Origin of the sequence: Kineobactrum sediminis (genome assembly GCF_002868715.1) — a bacterium.
Classification (GTDB): Bacteria; Pseudomonadota; Gammaproteobacteria; order Pseudomonadales; family Halieaceae; genus Kineobactrum; species Kineobactrum sediminis.
Genome location: NZ_PKLZ01000001.1, coordinates 100,131 through 118,671 on the forward strand (window position 1 = coordinate 100,131; position 18,541 = coordinate 118,671).

Genomic DNA, 18,541 nt, shown 5'->3' on the forward strand with positions numbered 1-18,541 from the left:
GGATAAAGCTCGATGGCAATAACCGATACCGTCACCATCGACGGCAATGAAGCCGCAGCCCATATCGCCCACCTGACCAATGAAGTGATTGCCATCTACCCCATTACCCCGGCGTCAGTCATGGGGGAGTGGGCAGATGAATGGTCGGCGGCGGGCCGCACCAATCTCTGGGGTAGTGTGCCCCGGGTCCTGGAGATGCAGAGCGAAGCCGGGGCCGCCGGCGCCATTCACGGGGCATTGCAGGCAGGGGCGCTGGCAACCACTTTCACCGCGTCCCAGGGGCTGCTGCTGATGCTGCCCAACATGTACAAGATTGCCGGTGAACTCACCCCCACCGTATTCCATATTGCGGCACGCTCCCTGGCCTGCCAGGCACTGTCCATTTTTGGCGACCACAGCGATGTCATGGCCGCCCGGGCCACCGGTTTTGCCATGCTGGCCTCCAACTGCCCCCAGGAGGTGATGGATTTTGCCCTTATCGCCCAGGCAGCCAGCCTGCAGGGGCGCTTGCCGCTGCTGCACTTTTTTGACGGCTTTCGGACCTCGCATGAGGTCGCCAAGATCCACAAGGTGCCCGATGAGGTGGTGCGGGCGTTAATCAACGACCAGGCGGTAAACAGGCACCGGCAGCGCGCGTTGTCACCGGAACACCCGGTTTTACGCGGCAGCTCACAGAATCCGGACGTCTACTTCCAGGCCCGGGAAACCGTTAATCCCTATTACGCCGCTTTCCCCGGTATTGTCCAGGGTGTGATGGATGAATTCGCGACTCACACCGGTCGCCAGTATCGCCTGTTTGAGTATGTTGGCCACCCCAGGGCGACGAGGGTGATCGCCCTGCTGGGTTCCGGGGCGGAGACTGCGCAGGAAACGGTGGAGTACCTGGTCGGCCACGGCGAGAAAATCGGCCTGATAAAAGTAAGGTTGTTCCGGCCTTTCAGCGCCGGCGCCTTACTCAATGCCCTACCCGGCACAGTCCGGGCGCTGGCCTTGCTCGACCGCACCAAGGAACCGGGAGCGGACGGAGAGCCGCTGTACAAGGATGTCCTCAGCGCCCTGGCCCGGGACGCCATGAGCGAACGGCAGCTGCCGCAATTACCGCTGGTGATCGGTGGACGTTTTGGGCTGTCCTCCAAGGAATTCACCCCAGGCATGGTACAGGCCGTATTTACGGAACTGGCCAATGCCCGCCCCAAAAACCACTTTACCATCGGCATATACGATGATGTCAGCCAGAGCAGCCTGCCCTGGGACCCGGATTTCCGGACTGATGCCCACGCAGAGAGTTTCCAGGCACTGTTTTACGGCCTGGGCAGCGACGGTACCGTTAGCGCCAACAAGAACAGCATCAAGATTATCGGTGAAGGCACACAACTGCACGCCCAGGGTTACTTTGTTTACGACTCCAAGAAGTCCGGCGCTACCACGGTCTCACACCTGCGCTTTGGGCCCCGGCCAATTCGCTCCAGCTACCTGATAGAGGACAATGCCGCCAATTTTATCGCCTGCCACCAGCCCAGCTTTATCGACAAGGTGGAGATGCTGCGCCACGCCGCGCCCAGGGGCACCTTCCTGCTGAACTCGCCACTGCCGGCAGAGCGTCTGTGGGACAGCCTGCCCCGGCACTGCCGGCAACTGATCATCGACAAAAAACTGACAGTCTATTGCATCGATGCCTACCAGGTAGCCGCGGAGGCAGGACTGGGCAAACGCATCAACACCATCATGCAGGTCTGCTTTTTCGCCATTTCAAAAATCCTGCCGCGGAAACAGGCCATTGCGGCGATCAAGGGTGCCGTGGAGAAAACCTATGGCCGCCGCGGCCAAAGCATTATTGATCGCAACTTCAGGGCTATTGACGCGGCCCTGGCGGGCTTGCACAAGGTAGCTACGGCACCACTGGTGGATACGGGAGACACCCCGCCACCTGCCGGGGAACACAATGCGTTGAGCGACCGCTTCACCGACAAGGTCACCGCGCGCATCATGGCCGGCCACGGTGACCTCATACCGGTTAGCGCACTACCCGCGGACGGCAGTTTTCCACTGGGCACGGCGGCGCTGGAAAAGCGCATGCTGGCACTGGAGATTCCTGTCTGGGATGAGGAACTGTGCACCCAGTGCGGCAAGTGTGCCTTTGTTTGCCCGCACAGTGTGATTCGCAGCAAGGTCTTCAGCGCGGCCGAGCTGGCGGCGGCACCAGCAGGCTTCAAGGCAGCACCAGTGCGCAGCAAGGACTATCCGCAGGATCATTTCATGACCTACCAGGTGTCCCCCCAGGATTGCACGGGCTGCACCCTGTGTGTGGATATCTGCCCCATACGTGACAAGAGCAACGCCAGTCACAAAGCCATCAACATGGCACCGATTGAACCGGTGTTGGCACAGGAAAAAGACAACTGGGAGTTTTTCCTGAAACTGCCGGAATTTCCTCGTGAACAGCTCAAGGCCACCACCATCCCCGGCGCCATGGTGATGCAGCCGCTGTTCGAGTTCTCCGGAGCCTGCGTGGGCTGCGGTGAAACGCCCTACCTGCGCCTGGTAAGCCAGCTGTTCGGCGACCGCATGGTCATCGCCAATGCCACCGGCTGTTCCTCCATCTACGGCGGCAACCTGCCCACCACGCCGTGGACAACCAATGCCGAGGGTCGCGGCCCGGCCTGGAACAACTCTTTGTTTGAAGATAACGCCGAGTTTGGCCTGGGCATCCGTATTGCCATTGACCAGCAGGCCAGCCAGGCCCGCGCGCTGCTCACCCGCGTGCGCGAACAGCTTGAGCCGGCGCTGGTGGATGCCATCCTCAACGCGGACGAAACCGATGAAGCTGGCATACACGAGCAACGCCAGCGGGTGGCACGGCTGCGCGAGCAACTCGCGAGTCTGGATAACGAGGCGGCCCGGAATCTACTGGAACTGAGCGAGAATCTGTGCCGCAAGTCAGTCTGGTGCGTGGGCGGCGACGGCTGGGCCTATGACATTGGCTACGGTGGCCTGGACCACGTGCTGGCCAGCGGCGAAAATATCAACATTCTGGTGCTGGATACCGAGGTGTACTCCAACACGGGTGGCCAGACCTCCAAGGCCACACCCCGGGGCGCGGTGGCCAAGTTCTCCGCCGCCGGCAAAACAGTGGCGAAAAAAGACCTCGCCCTGCTGGCCATGGAATATCCCAATGTCTATGTGGCCCATGTGGCCTACGGCGCCAAGGATACCCAGACCCTCAAGGCCATGCTGGAGGCCGAAGCCCACGACGGGCCCTCACTCATCATCGCCTACAGCCCCTGTATCGCCCACGGCGTTGATCTCAGTAATAATCACCAGCAGCAGGATATGGCGGTAAAAAGCGGCCACTGGCCACTGTTTCGCTTCAACCCCGCTCGCATCGCCAGGCAACAGAACCCGCTACAGCTGGATTCCCCCGCACCGAGCATACCCTACCGCGAGTTCGCCCAGTCCGAGACACGCTTCTCGATGCTCTGGCATACCCACCCGGACGCCGCCGAAGCTTTCGTGAAACAGGCCCAGCACGATGTCAGCCTGCGCTACCAGCACTACAAGCAACTCACCGGTCTGGACTGGAGTGAAGAGGCAACCCTGTCTGCACCGCGGGCGCAACTGCGCCGGCAAGAAAGCAACAGCAAGCCCCCGGAGGCATCCTGAACATGGCGGACCTGACCACTGAGTACCTGGGCCTGAGCCTGAAGAATCCGATTGTGCCCTCTTCCTCGCCGCTGACCGGCGACTGCGACAGTGCGTTGCGTTTGCAGGAGGCGGGCGCCGCCGCCATTGTCATGCCCTCACTGTTTGAAGAGAAACTGCAGCAGGAACACGCGATGCTGGACCGGTTCCTGGATGAACAGGCACTGGGCCATGCGGAAGCCACCAGCTTTCGCCCGCTACCGGACAATTACCGCTCCATCCGGGACTACTATCTGGAACAGCTGCACAGGCTCAAGGCCAAACTTGATATTCCGGTAATCGCCAGCCTCAACGGTGTCAGCCCGGGCGGCTGGCTGGAGTGCGCGCTGGCGCTGGAGGCCGGCGGCGCCGACGCCCTGGAGCTGAATGTCTATTATCTTGCAGGTGATGCCGGCGACACCTCCGCCAGCGTGGAGCAGCGCTACCTGGATGTTGCCGCGGCACTGACGGCACAGGTCACTATCCCGGTCACGGTCAAGCTGTCATCCCAGTTCAGTGCGCCTCTGGATATGGTGCGCAGGCTGGAGCAAACCGGTATCAGGGGCATCTGCCTGTTCAATCGCTTCTACCAGCCCGACATCAATCTGGAGACCCTGGATATTGTGCCACGACTGGAATTGTCCAGCCCGGTGGAATCCCTGCTGCGGGTGCGCTGGGTGGCGATGATCCACGGCCACACCCGCTGTTCGCTGGCGGTCACCGGCGGTTTCCACCGCGCTGAGGATGCCCTCAAGGCGTTATTGGCGGGCGCCGATGTCGTGCATGTCTGCAGCGTGCTGCTGCAACAGGGGCCCCAGGTGATCGCCACCATCCTGGAGGAGATCACCCACTGGCTGGAGGAGAAAGAGTACGCCTCCCTGCAGCAATTGCGCGGCAGCATGAGCAGCCGCCACGCACCCCGGCCCGCGGATTATGCCCGGGCCAACTACATCGACGTCCTGGATAATTACAGCCCGCCGGCGGGGGTGAGGTTCTAGCGCACGATAGCGGAACCCCTCAGCGAATTGAATGCAAAAACTGCAGGTGGTTTTCATACTGCCACAGCATATCGTGGGTCACCTGCTCCCGGGTCCAACCCATGATGTCGTAGTCCTGGCCGCCCTGGAACAGGTGCACTTCAGCCCGGTAGAACTTGTCTGTGTCCGGCAACTCCGCCAGCGACTTCTCCGGCACACCTTCAAGCGGCAGGGCGTGGGCGCGACAACGCACTTCATAGATGAAGTCGGTGTCTTCGCCCTGATAGACTTCCAGCCTCACCGCACCAGAACCCGCAATGTCATTGATAACCTTGGCGTTGACGTCGTGGGTCCGCAACTCTGCCGCGAATGCGCGCATTGACGGCAGTACCGATTCGCGCTGGAATGAATGCACCGTGTCATCGCCCGGATATTGCAGCAGATTCGACAGCCGCTCGCGCCAGTCACCCGGCAAACTCACCTGTGGTGACACATTCTGGGTGCTGCGCTTGGCATCATCCAGCCGCAATGCGCGACCAAGACCCCAGATAGCACCCAGTAATGCCACGGAAAACGGCAGTGCCGTTACGATTGCTGCCGTCTGCAGGGAGGCCAGCCCACCCGCGAGCAACAACACAATAGCCGTTATCGCAATAACGACCGCCCAATACAGCCGCTGCAGGGACGGGGTGTCGTCGCGACCCTTTGCCGACAGCATGTTCAGTACCAGCGCGCCGCTATCGGCGGAAGTCACAAAAAATACAATCACCATCAGCAGGGATATCCCCGATAACAGGGAAGACATCGGCAGATACTCGAAAAACCGAAACAGGGCTATTGCCTGGTTCTCTTCAACCGCCGCCCCGAAAGCGACCTGCTCACCGTGCAGGATAAGCTCGATTGCACTGTTGCCGAATACCCCCATCCACAGCAGCGTAAACAGGCAGGGCACGACCATCGCGCCCAGAACAAACTCCCGTATGGTACGACCACGGGATATGCGAGCAATAAACAAGCCAACGAATGGCGACCAGCTCAGCCACCAGCCCCAATAGAAAATCGTCCAGCCGCCCAGCCAATCTGTAGGATCATAGGCATAAAGATTAAACGTTTTGCTCACCAGCTCGCCGATATAAAAGCCGAGATTCTCAATCGTCCCCTGGAGAATAAGCACAGTGGGGCCACCCACCAGAACCGCAACCAACAGCACCAGTGACAGGCTCAGGTTGAGCTCGGACAACCGTTTGATACCGGCATCCAGCCCCAATACCACCGAGACCCCGGCCAGTATCATGGTGACCGCAATCAACAGTACCTGGATGCCGGGACTGATGGCTACGCCAAACAGGTAAGCCAGGCCGGAATTGATTTGCAGCACGCCGTAACCAAGGCTGGTTGCAATACCGCAGGTGGTACAAACAATCGCAAAAACATCGATGGTAGCCCCTGCAGGGCCGTATATGCGCTCACCGATAAGCGGATAAAAGGCCGAGCGCATGGTTAGCGGGAGACCGTGGCGATAGGAAAAATAGGCGAGTATCAGCGCGACGATGGCGTAAATTGCCCAGGCGTGAAAACCCCAGTGAAAGAAGGTCAGCTGCATGGCCTCCCGCGCCGCCGGAATAGTGCCGCCCTCGCCGTGAGGGGGGGCCAGGAAATGCATTACCGGTTCCGCCACGCCAAAAAACATCAGCCCTATACCCATGCCCGCCGCAAACAGCATTGCGAACCAGGACGGATAGGAGTATGCCGGTTCGGAATGGTCCGGGCCGAGCTTGATATCCCCGAACCGGGATAGACTGAACACCACAATACTGACCAGGATAATGGCCACCACCAGCACGTAATACCAGCTGGCGTACAGCACGATACCCTGTTGCAGGGATTGGAATAACTCCTCGCTCAGGGTCGGGCGGATAGCCGCAAAAGCCACCAGGGCAAGCAGAATACCGCTCGCGGGCCAGAACACGGCCTTATCGATCGCAAACTCGGGTAGTTTGCGCATCTCCTTTATTGACATCAAGAATAGTGCCTCTTTGCTAGCTGAAAACGTGGATTAAGCTCACCAGGTTATTACGACACGAATTAATAATAGCAGTATTTTGTTCGTGAACTCCCTGGCATCTTCGCATCGCTGCTACAAAATTTCATTAATTTCAGCAAATATCAGCTTTTATCTTCGATATTCTGTCAATAATACCAGCAGCGCTGCAGGTTTAATTAGTTTGATGTAGAATGTTTCGTCCTATAAAGATTATAACAGCCGGACCTTCAGAGACTGGCTGCATCCAAGCATTGCCTGCGAGCAGGCAATACAAAAAAATGAAAGCAGGGATAATATTATGTCCGTTTACACACGATCAGCCATCAGCAATCACCGTAAGACGCTTTGCCGCGCAGTTGCCTCGGTTGTCGCCTCCTCCGCCATTGCCTCAGGGGCCTCGGCGCAGCAACTTGAAGAAGTCATTGTAACCGCCACCAAGCGGGCCGCCAGTACACAGGATATTCCGATTGCGGTGCAGGCGCTGGGCCAGGAGTCGCTCACCAACATGGGCGTCGCCAATTTCAATGATTACCTGATTCAGCTGCCCGGCGTGACCGCAGGCGGCAGCGGACCGGGACAAAATACCATTTACATTCGGGGCGTGGCATCAACCACCCCAAACCTGACCACCGCCGGGGTCGCGGGCCTGGCACCCAACGTTTCACTGTACCTGGACGACCAGCCCATTTCACAGCCGGGCCGTAACCTGGACGTATACGCCGCCGACCTTAACCGGGTGGAAGTACTGGCGGGGCCCCAGGGAACCCTGTTCGGCAGCAGCTCGCAGGCCGGTACTGTACGCCTGATTACCAACAAACCCGATCCCAGCGGCACTTATGGTAACGTCAAACTGGGCACCGCCTTCACCAAGGGTGGAGAGATGAGCAACAACTCCGAGGCCATGTTCAACCTGCCGGTTACCGACACCTTCACCGTGCGCGGCGTGGTTTACCTGGACAGCATGGGCGGCTATATCGACAACGTGGCCGGCACCCGTGATGCCAGTCAGAGTGCCCGATTCCGTCCGGCTGGTACGGTCCGGGATAATGGCGTCCCGGTCAGTGAACGGCGGGCAGGGTTCCAGTCCACTGCCGACTTGAGCGATGTCGAATTCCTCGAAGCGAACAATTCCACCAAGACCGAGGAAGACATCAACGACACAGTCTATGCCGGCTTCCGCATGAGCGGCCTGTGGGACATCAATGACGTCTGGAGCCTGCAGGTCAGCCATATGCAGCAGTCACTGGATTCGGATGGCGTTTTCTTCTCTGACCCGGAGCTGGGCGATTACGAGGTCAACCGGTTTCACGACGACAATATCGATGACACCTTTGACAACACCAGCTGGACCCTGGAAGGCCGTATCGGCAAACTGGAAACCGTCTATACCGGTGCCTTCACCGACCGGGAAACCAACCAGATAGTCGACTACACCGATTATCTTTTTGTTGGCCAGTACCTGCCTTACTACATTTGCGACAGCTCGGTATCCTATCCTTCAGGAGCCCCTTCCGGCACCTGCCAGCCGCCGGACCTGTTTGTCAAGTCAAGCACTGATACTGAAGTGATGACCCACGAAATACGCTTCAATACCCCAGAGCAGCACCGCTTGCGGGCAACATTCGGCGGTTTCTACAGCAAGCTTGAACTGGCGGAACTCAATGACTTCACCTACCCCGGCTCAACCCGGATCGACGGCTACGGTGTCCAGACCGGGTTTTCGGACAACTTTCCGTTCACGACCGGTTATGTCTCGGATCCGGGCCCCTTCCCCGAGGGCGTTATCTTCCGCAATGACATTCTCCGTACCGACGAGCAGTACGGTGCGTTCGGTGAAGCGACCTTTGACATCAGTGACCAGTTCGCAGTGACGGTCGGCGCCCGCTGGTATGATATTGAAGTGGATTTCGAAGGCAGCGCCAACTCGTCATTCTGTAACCTGTTCCAGCCTGACGTAAACGCCTTCGGCACCGATATCAGCGACATTTATAACGGTGACGGCGAAGTGACTTTCAGGGGCAGCTGTAACCCGGATGACCATATTACCTATACGATGGACACCATCGACGAGGCTCCGTCATCCGTTGCCGCAGCACTCCGAAATGCCCCCGACAAGGCGGCTACCGATGGGGTGATCGGCAAGGTAAGCTTTTCCTGGACGCCAACCATGGATCAGCTGTGGTACGTCACCTGGTCCGAAGGTTTCCGGGCAGGGCTGCTGAATCGTCCCGGTGGCGCACAGGGCCCCGGTGACTACACGGTTCCCTTTGCCCTGGATACCGACGACGTAACCAACTGGGAGCTTGGCTGGAAACTCGATCTGCTGGATAACAGCCTGCGCTTTAACGGCAGCATGTTCTTTGTTGATATCGAGCGCCTGCAAACCACCATCTTCGATCCCAGCATCGCCAACCTGTTCTTTTCCGACAATGCGGCAGACGCTGAAGTCAAGGGTGTGGAAGGTACGGTTTCCTGGGCACCAGCCGCGGTATCCGGACTGGTCGTCGTGGGCTCTTTCTCCGTCCTGGACACCGAAATCACCAATGTAATCACCCCAACCGATGATGTTCGCGAGGGCGATGAACTCGCCTTTGCCCCGGAATTCCAGGGCAACCTGCGGGCGCGGTACGAATGGGACCTGGAATCCGGCTTCAGGGCGCATGTGATGCCACATGTTTCCTACTCAGCCAAATCCTACAGTGATATCGTCACCATCAACCGCATCGAGATTGACAGCTGGACGATGCTGGGGATAACCGCGGGGATCAGCACGGCCAGCTGGACGGCCGAACTGTTTGTGGACAACCTGAGCGATGAACAGGCGCAGCTTGCAAACAACTTTGTCTATGATCGTGAGCGTGTCACACTGGCGCGGCCACGGACCGCAGGGCTCCGGTTCAACTACAGCTTCTGACCCTTTCCGGAGGCTCGTTTAACCAATGACTCAAGCGCTCCTTTCGGGGCGCTTTTTACATCTGGCGTAAACTATTTATGAGTACGGCAAACCCCTCACCAAGCCTGCGCAGCATCCAGGAAAAGATTGTTGCACAGGCGTTCTCCCCGGCTCTGGATGATCTGGCGATATTGCTGGGCACCGAGCCCGAAAACACGGATGCGCTGTACATGGCGGCGGTATGCCATCGCTACCTGCGGCAGTTTGACGATGCCGCCCGCTGCCTTGAGCAGTTGAAAATACTATCGCCCGACTTTGGTCGTGCACACCAGGAAGAAGGCCACCTGCAGCGCGCAATGGGTAACGAAGATGCTGCGCTGAACGCCTACAGCAGGGCTTGCCAGAGCAATCCGGCCCTGGAGGCGAGCTTTCGAGCACAACTGGAGATACTGAACCGCCGCGGAGCCGGCGAGTACGCGCAACAGGTACAGTCCCAGCTCGACGCACTGTTACGCCTGCCCAAACCACTGGTAGCGGTCACTGACCTCATCTCCCAGGGTAAACTGGTCAAGGCCGAGGAGATCTGCCGGCAGTTTTTGCAGAAAGCGCCACACCACATTGAAGCCATGCGCCTGCTGGCCGACATCGGCATTCGCCTGGGCGCGCTGGAGGAAGCCGAGTTTCTGCTGGAGAGCGCGACGACCTTTGCGCCGGATAACACACCGGCAAGAATCGATTACATTCGCGCCCTGCGCAAACGGCAAAAATTCAGCAAAGCGTTTGAGCAGGCGCGTGCACTGCTGGCCAGTGCACCGGACAATCTGCAATTCCAGTCACTGTATGCCATCGAGTGCATGCAGACCGGTGATTACGACACTGCGCTCGCCACCTTCGACGCCATATTGCAGCGGGTACCCTCGGACCCAACCACGCTGACCTCACGGGGTCACGCCCTCAAAACCTGCGGCAGGTTCGATGCCGCCGTTGCCTCTTACCGCGCGGCGCTGGCCAGTAATCCCAACTACGCCGAGGCCTGGCACTCCCTGGCCAACCTGAAAACCTACCGTTTCAGCGACCAGGACATTGCAACCATGCAGGCCCAGGCCGCCGACAGCGCCCTGTCCTTCATGGACCGCGTCTATGTGTCCTTCGCTTTGGGCAAGGCCTTCGAAGACGCCGCTGACTACCAGGCTTCATTTGAATACTACGCGCGAGGCAACGCCCTCAAGAAAGCCCAAAGCCGCTACGACGCGGGCCAGATCAGCGAGGAGCTGGCAGCCCAGGCCAGGGTGTTGACTGCCGGTTTCCTGGCCAAACGCGCGGGTGAGGGCTGCCCGGCGCCGGACCCCATATTCATCGTCGGCCTGCCCCGGGCGGGATCAACGTTACTGGAACAGATCCTGTCATCACATAGCCAGATCGACGGCACCCTGGAACTTCCCAATATATTGTCCTGCGCCCAGCAGCTGCGTCGGCGCAAACGGGAAAACGGCGCTGCACCGGCCTACCCGGACGTGCTGGCGGAATTGCCTCGGGAGGAACTGCGGGCACTCGGCGAGCAGTTTATTACCGATACCCGCATCCACCGACAGGGTGCGCCTTACTTCATCGACAAGATGCCCAACAACTTCCGCCACATCGGGCTGATCAAGCTCATTCTGCCCAATGCAAAGATTATTGATGCCCGCAGGGAGCCCATGGCCTGCTGCTTCAGCAGCTTCAAGCAGCTGTTTGCCGAAGGCCAGGAATTCAGTTACGACCTGGAAGACCTGGGGCACTATTACCGTGACTATGTGGCCCTCATGGACCACTGGGACACTGTGCTTCCCGATTTTGTGCTGCGGGTTAACCACGAAGACGTTCTTGAAGACCTTGAGGGACAGGTGGCGCGGATGCTGGCATTTATTGGTGTGCCGTTCGAGGAATCCTGCCTGCACTATTACGAGACCGAACGCGCGGTACGCACTCCCAGCTCGGAACAGGTCAGGAAACCCATTTACCGCGATGCGGTAGAACAGTGGCGCAACTACGCGCCGTGGCTGGAACCTCTGCGCAAAATATTCGCCTGAAACGAGGGCAGCGGGGTGACCTCATTACGCTAGGCGCTCCGATCCAGCAGTGCGGCCGGGCGCATGGTAACAACCGTACACACCACCAGCGCAATGACCGCCGCGTTAATCACCAGGTCATAGCGGTTATCCCCTAAAAACATGGCCGCCAGCAGCGGGCCACTGGCGAGGCCCATCTTGGAGGCAAATCCCCCGAGCGAGGCCATTTGTCCCACCGGATCAAAATGTGCACACATGCCCAGCAGGTAGGGAATGACGAAAGCCCAGGTAATGCCAACACCACAATTTGCCAGCAAAAAGGCCCAGGGCTGATCACTCCAGTGCAATAGCGCGGTACCGACGATGGTCAGGCTCATACCCAGAAACAGTGGCCACCGGCGACCATAGCGGGTGGCCATAACGACCACCAGCATTGAACCGATAATGCCGACCCAGGCAGCGGCTCCCAACGTCGGGCTGATAAAGCCCATGCCCAGACCATAGTGTTTGCCCATGCCGATAATGAACGCGTAGAGACCCATATTGGCTGCCTGGAACAGAAACAGGGCGAACAGTACGGCCAGCAGGGGCGGCCAACGGATTGCAGCCGGGGGCGGAGCATCCGCACTGCGCACAGCGACCGGGTAGTCGTCCAGAAAAGGCAACATCGCCAGGGTTGCCAAATTAAAGACGATAAGCGCCAGGAACAGTACGCTGGTGCCATAGACCGGCACCAGCGGAGGTAAAAGCATAACGCCGAACCCCCCAAGACCAAACTGTACGGTCAGCAGGTAACCAAAAGTACGATCCGGCGCCAGGGTACGTGCAATCACGGCGAAGCCGATGCCCACCAACAAGCCGCCAACACAGCCGTGCAGCAAGCGCAGCCCGACCATTACCAATGGTAACTTTACCAGCATGGAGACCAGGTCAAGGACGATAAGTGTCAGCAGCAACATCAGGGCGGCTCGGCGCCAACGAATGTGCTTGACCAGGAACACCGCTACCAGAGCACCAATCGCAGCACCGTAAATATTGGCTGATCCCACCAGTCCCGCTTCACGGTTGGAAAACCCAAGGCCCTCGATCAGGCCTTCGACCAAAGCCGGCATGATGTTGACATAAAACAGCCCGGCGGTCGCCAGAAAGGCCAGCGCCACACGGGCCCATTCACTGTTTGGTGCAAGCCGACGGGAGCCGGCGGTCGCTTGCTCGATGATTACTGGAGCCATGGATAGTCCTCGGGGTTCAGCTGCACAGAGGTGTCTGCTGATGCACGGCTATTACCGCCGACAGCCACTTGTATTCATTGTTATCGCTCACGTAGTAATAGATGGCCTGGTCACTCAGCAGCGCCAGGGTGATACCACCGTGGCCGGATAAAAACGGAATCCAGTAAGGTGCGCGACAACCCAGCGCGGAGCCTGCATCCAGTAACCAGAAGCCGTTCAGGTACCGCAGCCCGGAGGTGCCGGCATTCACCCCCGGGCGTCTCCCCGCGGGTGATATGGTGGGCTGTAACAGGGACGGTGCCAGGCTGTGGGGCGCACGCGCCTCACGCTGTAGCCAACGCGCCAGCTGCAGCAAGTCATCGGCGGTTACCACCTGCCCCCAGCCACCGTAGGGTTGGGCCCAAATATCGTCAGTGCGGCGGGTAAACGCCAGCAACGGACTTACCTTCAAATCCGTCCAGAGCTCATGATAGAGAAGATCGCGGTAGATATCCGCATTGGCTGTCGGGCGCAACTCCCGCAGCAACGCACTCATGGCGCTCACCGCAATATAAGTGTCACTGGTATGATACACCCAGCGCCCGCCCGCAGGTTCCTGTGGGGGGTAGGCCGAACAGGCATAGGCCAGTTTTTCCACGTGCCCCGGTGCGAGGAACAGCGGGCTTTCGATGGCGCTGTCCTCATCATTGAAATATCCCGGATCGGCGTAGTGCCCGGTCTGCATATTTACGGCCTGGCGGATACTGACATCCTTCCAGCTGTCGCCACAGTCGGGTAACAGCTCGCCAATACTGCGATCGGCACTGCCCGGCGCGAGCTGCTCGAGACGCATCATCGCAACCCCGGCGAACAGGCTTTTGGACAGCGAGAATGTCGGCAGCGGCAGCCGTTCGCACCAGGGATAAGGCTCGTGAACAGTCCCACAGGCTGACTGGTAATGGCGATCACCAAGCAGTAGTCCCGCCAGGGTAAGGTGTTCGGTGCTTACCCCCTGCGGTGGCGCCAGGGCGGTGGCGTCAATACCATGGTCCTGCCGCAGCTGTTCCAGACCAGACACCGGAAACGCGGCTTGATGAGCCTCCAGCCGGGGACGCGCCGAAGGCTGCCAGGCCACGGTACCACGATAGCGAGCAGTGAATTTCAGGTACTCACAGGTCTGGCTGGTAATGTCGAATTCCGCAACGCCGCTGCTGGCCCTCGCGGGTAGCGACACCCGTAGAATGCCGTAGTGAAGGCAGTTGGCGTCGCGTTCAATCAGGGTAAGGGGCAGGCGCAATTCCAGCGTATTGTCATCACTTCGGCTCCAGTCACCCTCGCCTGCGATAAACTGCCACAGCGGATGCCCGCTGGCCAATGGTAGCCGGTTGTCGGGTATCAGTACCGGGCCCGCACTGCGTAATTCCAGTTGAAGATCCGGCAGGGTTGTCAGGGCACGCGGGTAGTTCTGCGCCATCGACAGCCGATCCACCGCCAGTTGCAGGGGCTCTGCGGCGCCAAACTGCACAGCAATGTGTCCGGAAATGGAAGACGCTGCTGCGCCAGCGCAGCAAAACCACAACAGGAGAATGACAGGGTATCGGTTCATGGGCACCACGCTAACAAGGCCGACCCGGGGAACTTAGTACCAATTGCCAGTTATCAATGAGGCCAGTTTCAGTCGACGTCAATACCGGCTGCCCGCAGCCGGGCGGCCAGAGGCGACAGCGCATCGCCATGATGCCGCCAAAGATCCACCGAGCGGGAATGAATGGGCTGACGGACCTGGGCAGCGCTGGCCGTAGCCACTGGTGCACTATTGCGGTGAAACTCAAGACAACCGGACTCCCAGGGCAGCCCACAATAATCGAGCAGTTCCCGGGCGGCCGGCTCCGGTTGCTGCACCAGGGTCTCGTAATCAAGGTCAAGCCAGTTAACACCCGGCAGGCTGCGCCAGTGTGCCATCAAACGGTCATAGGCAATGTAGTAGCGGGCCAGATCCTCGAGATCGTAGCTGAATGGGCAGGCCATCCTGAACAGGGTTTTGTATAGCGCATAGCAGCTGGCCATTGGATGACGGCGCAGGTGCACTATCCGGACACCGGGGAGCGCCGCTGCAATCAGGCCCAGGTATAGAAAGTTCATCGGCGTCTTGTCGACCAGGCAGATTGCCTTTCCGCCATATTGAGCAGTGCTGGCTCGATAACTCTTGCCCACCGCAGCAAGATCCATCGCAGCGGTACGCGCAATCAGTTCTGACTTGCCCGTATGAGGTCCGGCTGCACGCATCAGGGCAAAGGCAAAATCGTTAATTTCACCGAGGCTGGCGACCTGACTGTGGCTGGCGAGAATCCGGTCCACCAACGTGGTACCACTACGCGGCAAACCCAGCACAAAGAGCGGGCCTCGTTCGAAGCCATCGGGTCGGGCATCGCCATTCCTAACGCGCTGACACCAGCGGGCATCGAACTGTTCGGCAATCTGCAACATTGCCTCTTCATCGCGCGCCACATCGTAACCCAGCCTGGCCCTGCGCTGTCCCGCCCCTCGTGCCAGGTGTTGCCAGGCGCGGGTGTGGTCACCACAGTCCTCGTACTCTTTTGCCAGGGCGTAACAAAGCGGCGACTCCTCGCGGGGGCCGGCTGACAGCGCTCTGCGCATGTCCTCAATGTGATTATCCTCTGGACTCACACGCCGCAATACGGCGCGGTTGTAGTGGGCATCAGCATCCAGCGGGTGGCTCTCCAACAAATTGTTCAACACCCGTTCCGCGGCGCCGGCGTCGCCGGTAGTAGCCAGGGCGGAAGCCAGGTTGGCCTGGGCAGCAGGGTCATCAGGCGCGAGCTCTGCCGCCCGCTGAAAGGCCTCAAGAGCCGCGCGATAGTCTGTCGAGGAGGTGAAAAAACGGCCAATAGCGGCCCAGTCCGCGGCCTGGGTAGCCGCTTGCGCCAGCTCTTCAATCAACACCCTGGCCTGCGCCAGTTGCGCGTTCAGTACCAGCGCTTCCGCCAGCAGTAACACAATGCCGGAATCGTTGGGCTCGAGGGCAACGGCCCGCCGACAGGCCTGGAGCATGAGCGGAAAATCGGCGCCGGACTGAGCCAGCTTTGCTTCCAGCACCCAGGCCTGGGTGCGCCCGGGCTGCGCCTGCAAAGCCTGCCGGCAGAGGCCTGACGCCTGCTCCAGGTCACCGCGCCGAAAAGCTGCAACGGCCGCGGCCAGACGATCCGTTACCACTGTCATACCCCGGCTCTGTTCAGGCTTGTACTCATGAGCCTATATTAGCCTGTTCAGAAGCGGTAAGTCGCTGCCAAACCGACGGTACGCGGCCGTGAAATCACATCCTTGGCGCCATTGCCCAGGTAGTTCTGGGACGCGTCGCTACCCATATACTCTTCTTTGTAAACGCCGGTAACGCCCTCTTCGTTGAAGATATTCTTTGCAAACAGGCTCAGGTCCCAGTGCGCTGTGCGAATACTGGAGACGATATTCCAGAGCTGGAAACCATCCAGGGTCCTGGCAAATCGCGGTGAGGAACTGATACTGTTTTCGCTGGAAGACTGGTAATACGCGTCAAGCCGGGTAAACCAGTCCATGCCGGAAGAAAGCTGCCGGGAGTAATCAAGTGACATGTTGAAGCTGTGCTCGGGAGCGCCCGGCAAACGGGTGCCGTCGGTTGCGACGGGGGTGGTGACCGCCGGGTCGGCGGACACCAGGTCGCCGGTGAGCTCGGCATCAACATAGGCATAGCCCAGGCTATAGTCTAAGCCGGTAGCCAGCGGACCACGCAGTTCGAGCTCAAGCCCCTGGCTGGCCGCTTCGTCGCCGTTCTGCACGGCGAAAAATGCCCAGTTGGTGGTTGCCGAGTTCAGCTGCACCTTGTCCCAATCAACATAAAACAGCGCCGCTGTGTAAGTGTGCTGGCCGCGACTACCTTTTACGCCAAGCTCATAGTTCACCACTGTATCAGCATCGTACAACTGCCAGGCGGGGTCCTCGGCGAACAAGCCCACCGTGGGCACCGCATTGGCGCCACCTCGACGGTAGCCTTCCGATACCGTACCGTAAACAAGGGTATCGTCGTTCATGTCCCAGGCCAGGTTGACCTTGAACAACGCATCGGAATCACTTTGGCTGAACGCGGCTGCAGCGGAAGGCCGGAAGCCGTCGTAAAAGCTGATCTGCTGGAATGTGTCAATATCCGACTTGTTGTCGAAGTAACGGACACCACCGGTAAGGTGCACGCTATCGGTGATGTGCCAGGTGAGCTCACCATAGGCTGATGCATCCCGGAAATCTTCTGTACGCCGGTATAGAAAGTCCTGGTCATCAATTACTACGCCGGGGCCAAAGGCGGCATCAGCCCAATTCTTGAAGCCCAGCAGAAAACTGTCCTGCCCGGACTCTACGGTTTGATCCTGGTAGTACAGCCCGACCAGGTAATCCACCGGGCCGTCGGTACTGGAAACCAGTCGCAGCTCCTGGATGAATGCTTCGTCGTCATAGGTGCGCTCCGCCCGGGCCATCGGTCGCGGGTAGTTATAATAAAAAGCGGCGAGCCAGCCCAGCTGGGCGTAAAACCCGGTATTTTCACTGGCACCCTCACCGGAGTGATCATAGTGCGAGGTGCTTGAGGTCAGGGTGGCAAAGCCCAGGTCAATATCCGCCTCCAGGCTGGTGAGGTTGATATCGCGTGACGACGGCTCAAGCTGGACTGCGCCCAGTTCGTAATCATTGTAGGGCACGCCGTTGCCGTTGGTACCGTCGGTGGTGCCACGCCGGGCACCAACGTCGTCGGACTGCCAGTGATGGCTGAGGGTGGCATCAATGCGGTCATTCGGCTGAAAACGCAGCGCGGCGCGGGCAAAGCGGATATCGACATCATCGGCATCGTTGACGCGCTTGTACACCGCGTCATCCGCCAAAACCCCGTTGGGTGCCACCGGCACACCGGTACTGTCCAGCACATAGACATTGGGGTAGTCGGTGATCCCCGCCTCATCGTTCCGGCCGGCCAATACGCGCAGGGCCACGGTGTCGCTGAAGGGTATGTTGAGGGTGGCATCGGTGGTCCAGTTCAAGCCACTGGAGCCCTCGGTGTGGCTGAGGGAGGCGGCCACTTTACCCGTGACCTCCTCAAACTCCGGTTTGCGCATGATGTAGCGCACGGTCCCTGCCAGCGAACCGGACCCGTAAAGAGTGCCCTGGGGGCCGCGCAACACTTCCACCCGTTCAAGATCCTTGAGCACAAAATTGGCAAATACCGGGGTATCGTTCACATAGGTGGAAACCGTCGGTGCCGAGGCAGTCGCGAAATCACCCACGATGGAGCTGTCCACGTTAAGTCCGCGGATCCGTATCGTGTTAACCGTGCCGGAGTTGCGATGACCGCGATCAATAACGCCCACACCCGCCACCGAGCGCAACAATTCCGCCTGGTCGGTAATCTGGGCCGCTTCCAGCGAGGCGCCGCTAACGGCGGAAATGTTATAGGGAATATCCAGAATAGACTCACTGCGGCGGGTAGCGGTTACCAGGACTTCCTCCAGAACCGCGCCCTGGGCCAGGCTGTAGTCCGGCACCAACAAGAGGCTACCCGCGGCGACAGCAATCGAAAGTGTCTTCTTGTGCATACTGATTTTTTTCATGGTGATATCCCCGTTATGTATACCGTAGCGGTCTACCGCTTATAT

The 18,541-nt window shown here is 59.3% G+C and carries 9 protein-coding genes; 4 read left to right on the top strand and 5 right to left on the bottom strand.

Annotated elements, in window-relative coordinates; translation table 11 throughout:
* The first annotated feature begins 12 nt into the window (after positions 1-12).
* Entirely contained in the window at positions 13-3,660 is a 3,648-nt protein-coding gene (nifJ, locus tag CWI75_RS00465) for a pyruvate:ferredoxin (flavodoxin) oxidoreductase (protein WP_101519506.1), read from the top strand.
* Between the two features lie 2 nt (positions 3,661-3,662).
* Entirely contained in the window at positions 3,663-4,676 is a 1,014-nt protein-coding gene (locus tag CWI75_RS00470; protein WP_101519507.1) for a dihydroorotate dehydrogenase-like protein, read from the top strand.
* Positions 4,677-4,695: 19 nt separating this feature from the next.
* Here the strand turns inward: CWI75_RS00470 and CWI75_RS00475 are convergent, their stop codons facing one another.
* Positions 4,696-6,675: a BCCT family transporter gene (locus CWI75_RS00475; protein ID WP_101519508.1), complete on the bottom strand. Its 1,980-nt coding sequence runs from the start codon at positions 6,673-6,675 to the stop codon at positions 4,696-4,698.
* Positions 6,676-6,997: 322 nt separating this feature from the next.
* Between CWI75_RS00475 and CWI75_RS00480 the strand changes: the two genes are divergently transcribed.
* Together CWI75_RS00480 and CWI75_RS00485 are read left to right on the top strand one after the other, a co-directional pair.
* Entirely contained in the window at positions 6,998-9,613 is a 2,616-nt protein-coding gene (locus CWI75_RS00480) for a TonB-dependent receptor (protein WP_101519509.1), read from the top strand.
* A 77-nt stretch (positions 9,614-9,690) separates the two neighbouring features.
* Positions 9,691-11,661: a tetratricopeptide repeat-containing sulfotransferase family protein gene (locus CWI75_RS00485; protein ID WP_101519510.1), complete on the top strand. Its 1,971-nt coding sequence runs from the start codon at positions 9,691-9,693 to the stop codon at positions 11,659-11,661.
* Positions 11,662-11,690: 29 nt separating this feature from the next.
* On the opposite strand, the gene CWI75_RS00490 is transcribed toward CWI75_RS00485, so the two are convergent.
* The 4 genes from CWI75_RS00490 to CWI75_RS00505 all read right to left on the bottom strand — a co-directional run bounded on the left by CWI75_RS00490 (position 11,691) and on the right by CWI75_RS00505 (position 18,496).
* A complete protein-coding gene (locus CWI75_RS00490) occupies positions 11,691-12,872 on the bottom strand; it encodes an MFS transporter (RefSeq protein ID WP_101519511.1) in 1,182 nt (393 codons plus the stop codon).
* Between the two features lie 16 nt (positions 12,873-12,888).
* Entirely contained in the window at positions 12,889-14,457 is a 1,569-nt protein-coding gene (locus CWI75_RS00495) for a serine hydrolase domain-containing protein (protein ID WP_101519512.1), read from the bottom strand.
* Between the two features lie 68 nt (positions 14,458-14,525).
* Positions 14,526-16,091 (bottom strand): tetratricopeptide repeat-containing sulfotransferase family protein, encoded by a 1,566-nt coding sequence (locus CWI75_RS00500; RefSeq protein WP_101519513.1) that lies wholly within the window; start codon positions 16,089-16,091, stop codon positions 14,526-14,528.
* Between the two features lie 47 nt (positions 16,092-16,138).
* The gene (locus tag CWI75_RS00505) at positions 16,139-18,496 is read right to left on the bottom strand and encodes a TonB-dependent receptor (RefSeq protein ID WP_101519514.1); all 2,358 of its coding nucleotides are present in this window, start codon (positions 18,494-18,496) and stop codon (positions 16,139-16,141) included.
* Between the last annotated feature and the right edge of the window lie 45 nt (positions 18,497-18,541).

Excerpts from the sequence above, each read along its gene's own strand:
- nifJ (WP_101519506.1), top strand. The coding sequence starts at position 13 with ATGGCAATAACCGATACCGTCACCATCGACGGCAATGAAGCCGCAGCC.
- CWI75_RS00470 (WP_101519507.1), top strand. The coding sequence starts at position 3,663 with ATGGCGGACCTGACCACTGAGTACCTGGGCCTGAGCCTGAAGAATCCG.
- CWI75_RS00475 (WP_101519508.1), bottom strand. The coding sequence starts at position 6,675 with ATGTCAATAAAGGAGATGCGCAAACTACCCGAGTTTGCGATCGATAAG.
- CWI75_RS00480 (WP_101519509.1), top strand. The coding sequence starts at position 6,998 with ATGTCCGTTTACACACGATCAGCCATCAGCAATCACCGTAAGACGCTT.
- CWI75_RS00485 (WP_101519510.1), top strand. The coding sequence starts at position 9,691 with ATGAGTACGGCAAACCCCTCACCAAGCCTGCGCAGCATCCAGGAAAAG.
- CWI75_RS00490 (WP_101519511.1), bottom strand. The coding sequence starts at position 12,872 with ATGGCTCCAGTAATCATCGAGCAAGCGACCGCCGGCTCCCGTCGGCTT.
- CWI75_RS00495 (WP_101519512.1), bottom strand. The coding sequence starts at position 14,457 with ATGAACCGATACCCTGTCATTCTCCTGTTGTGGTTTTGCTGCGCTGGC.
- CWI75_RS00500 (WP_101519513.1), bottom strand. The coding sequence starts at position 16,091 with ATGACAGTGGTAACGGATCGTCTGGCCGCGGCCGTTGCAGCTTTTCGG.
- CWI75_RS00505 (WP_101519514.1), bottom strand. The coding sequence starts at position 18,496 with ATGAAAAAAATCAGTATGCACAAGAAGACACTTTCGATTGCTGTCGCC.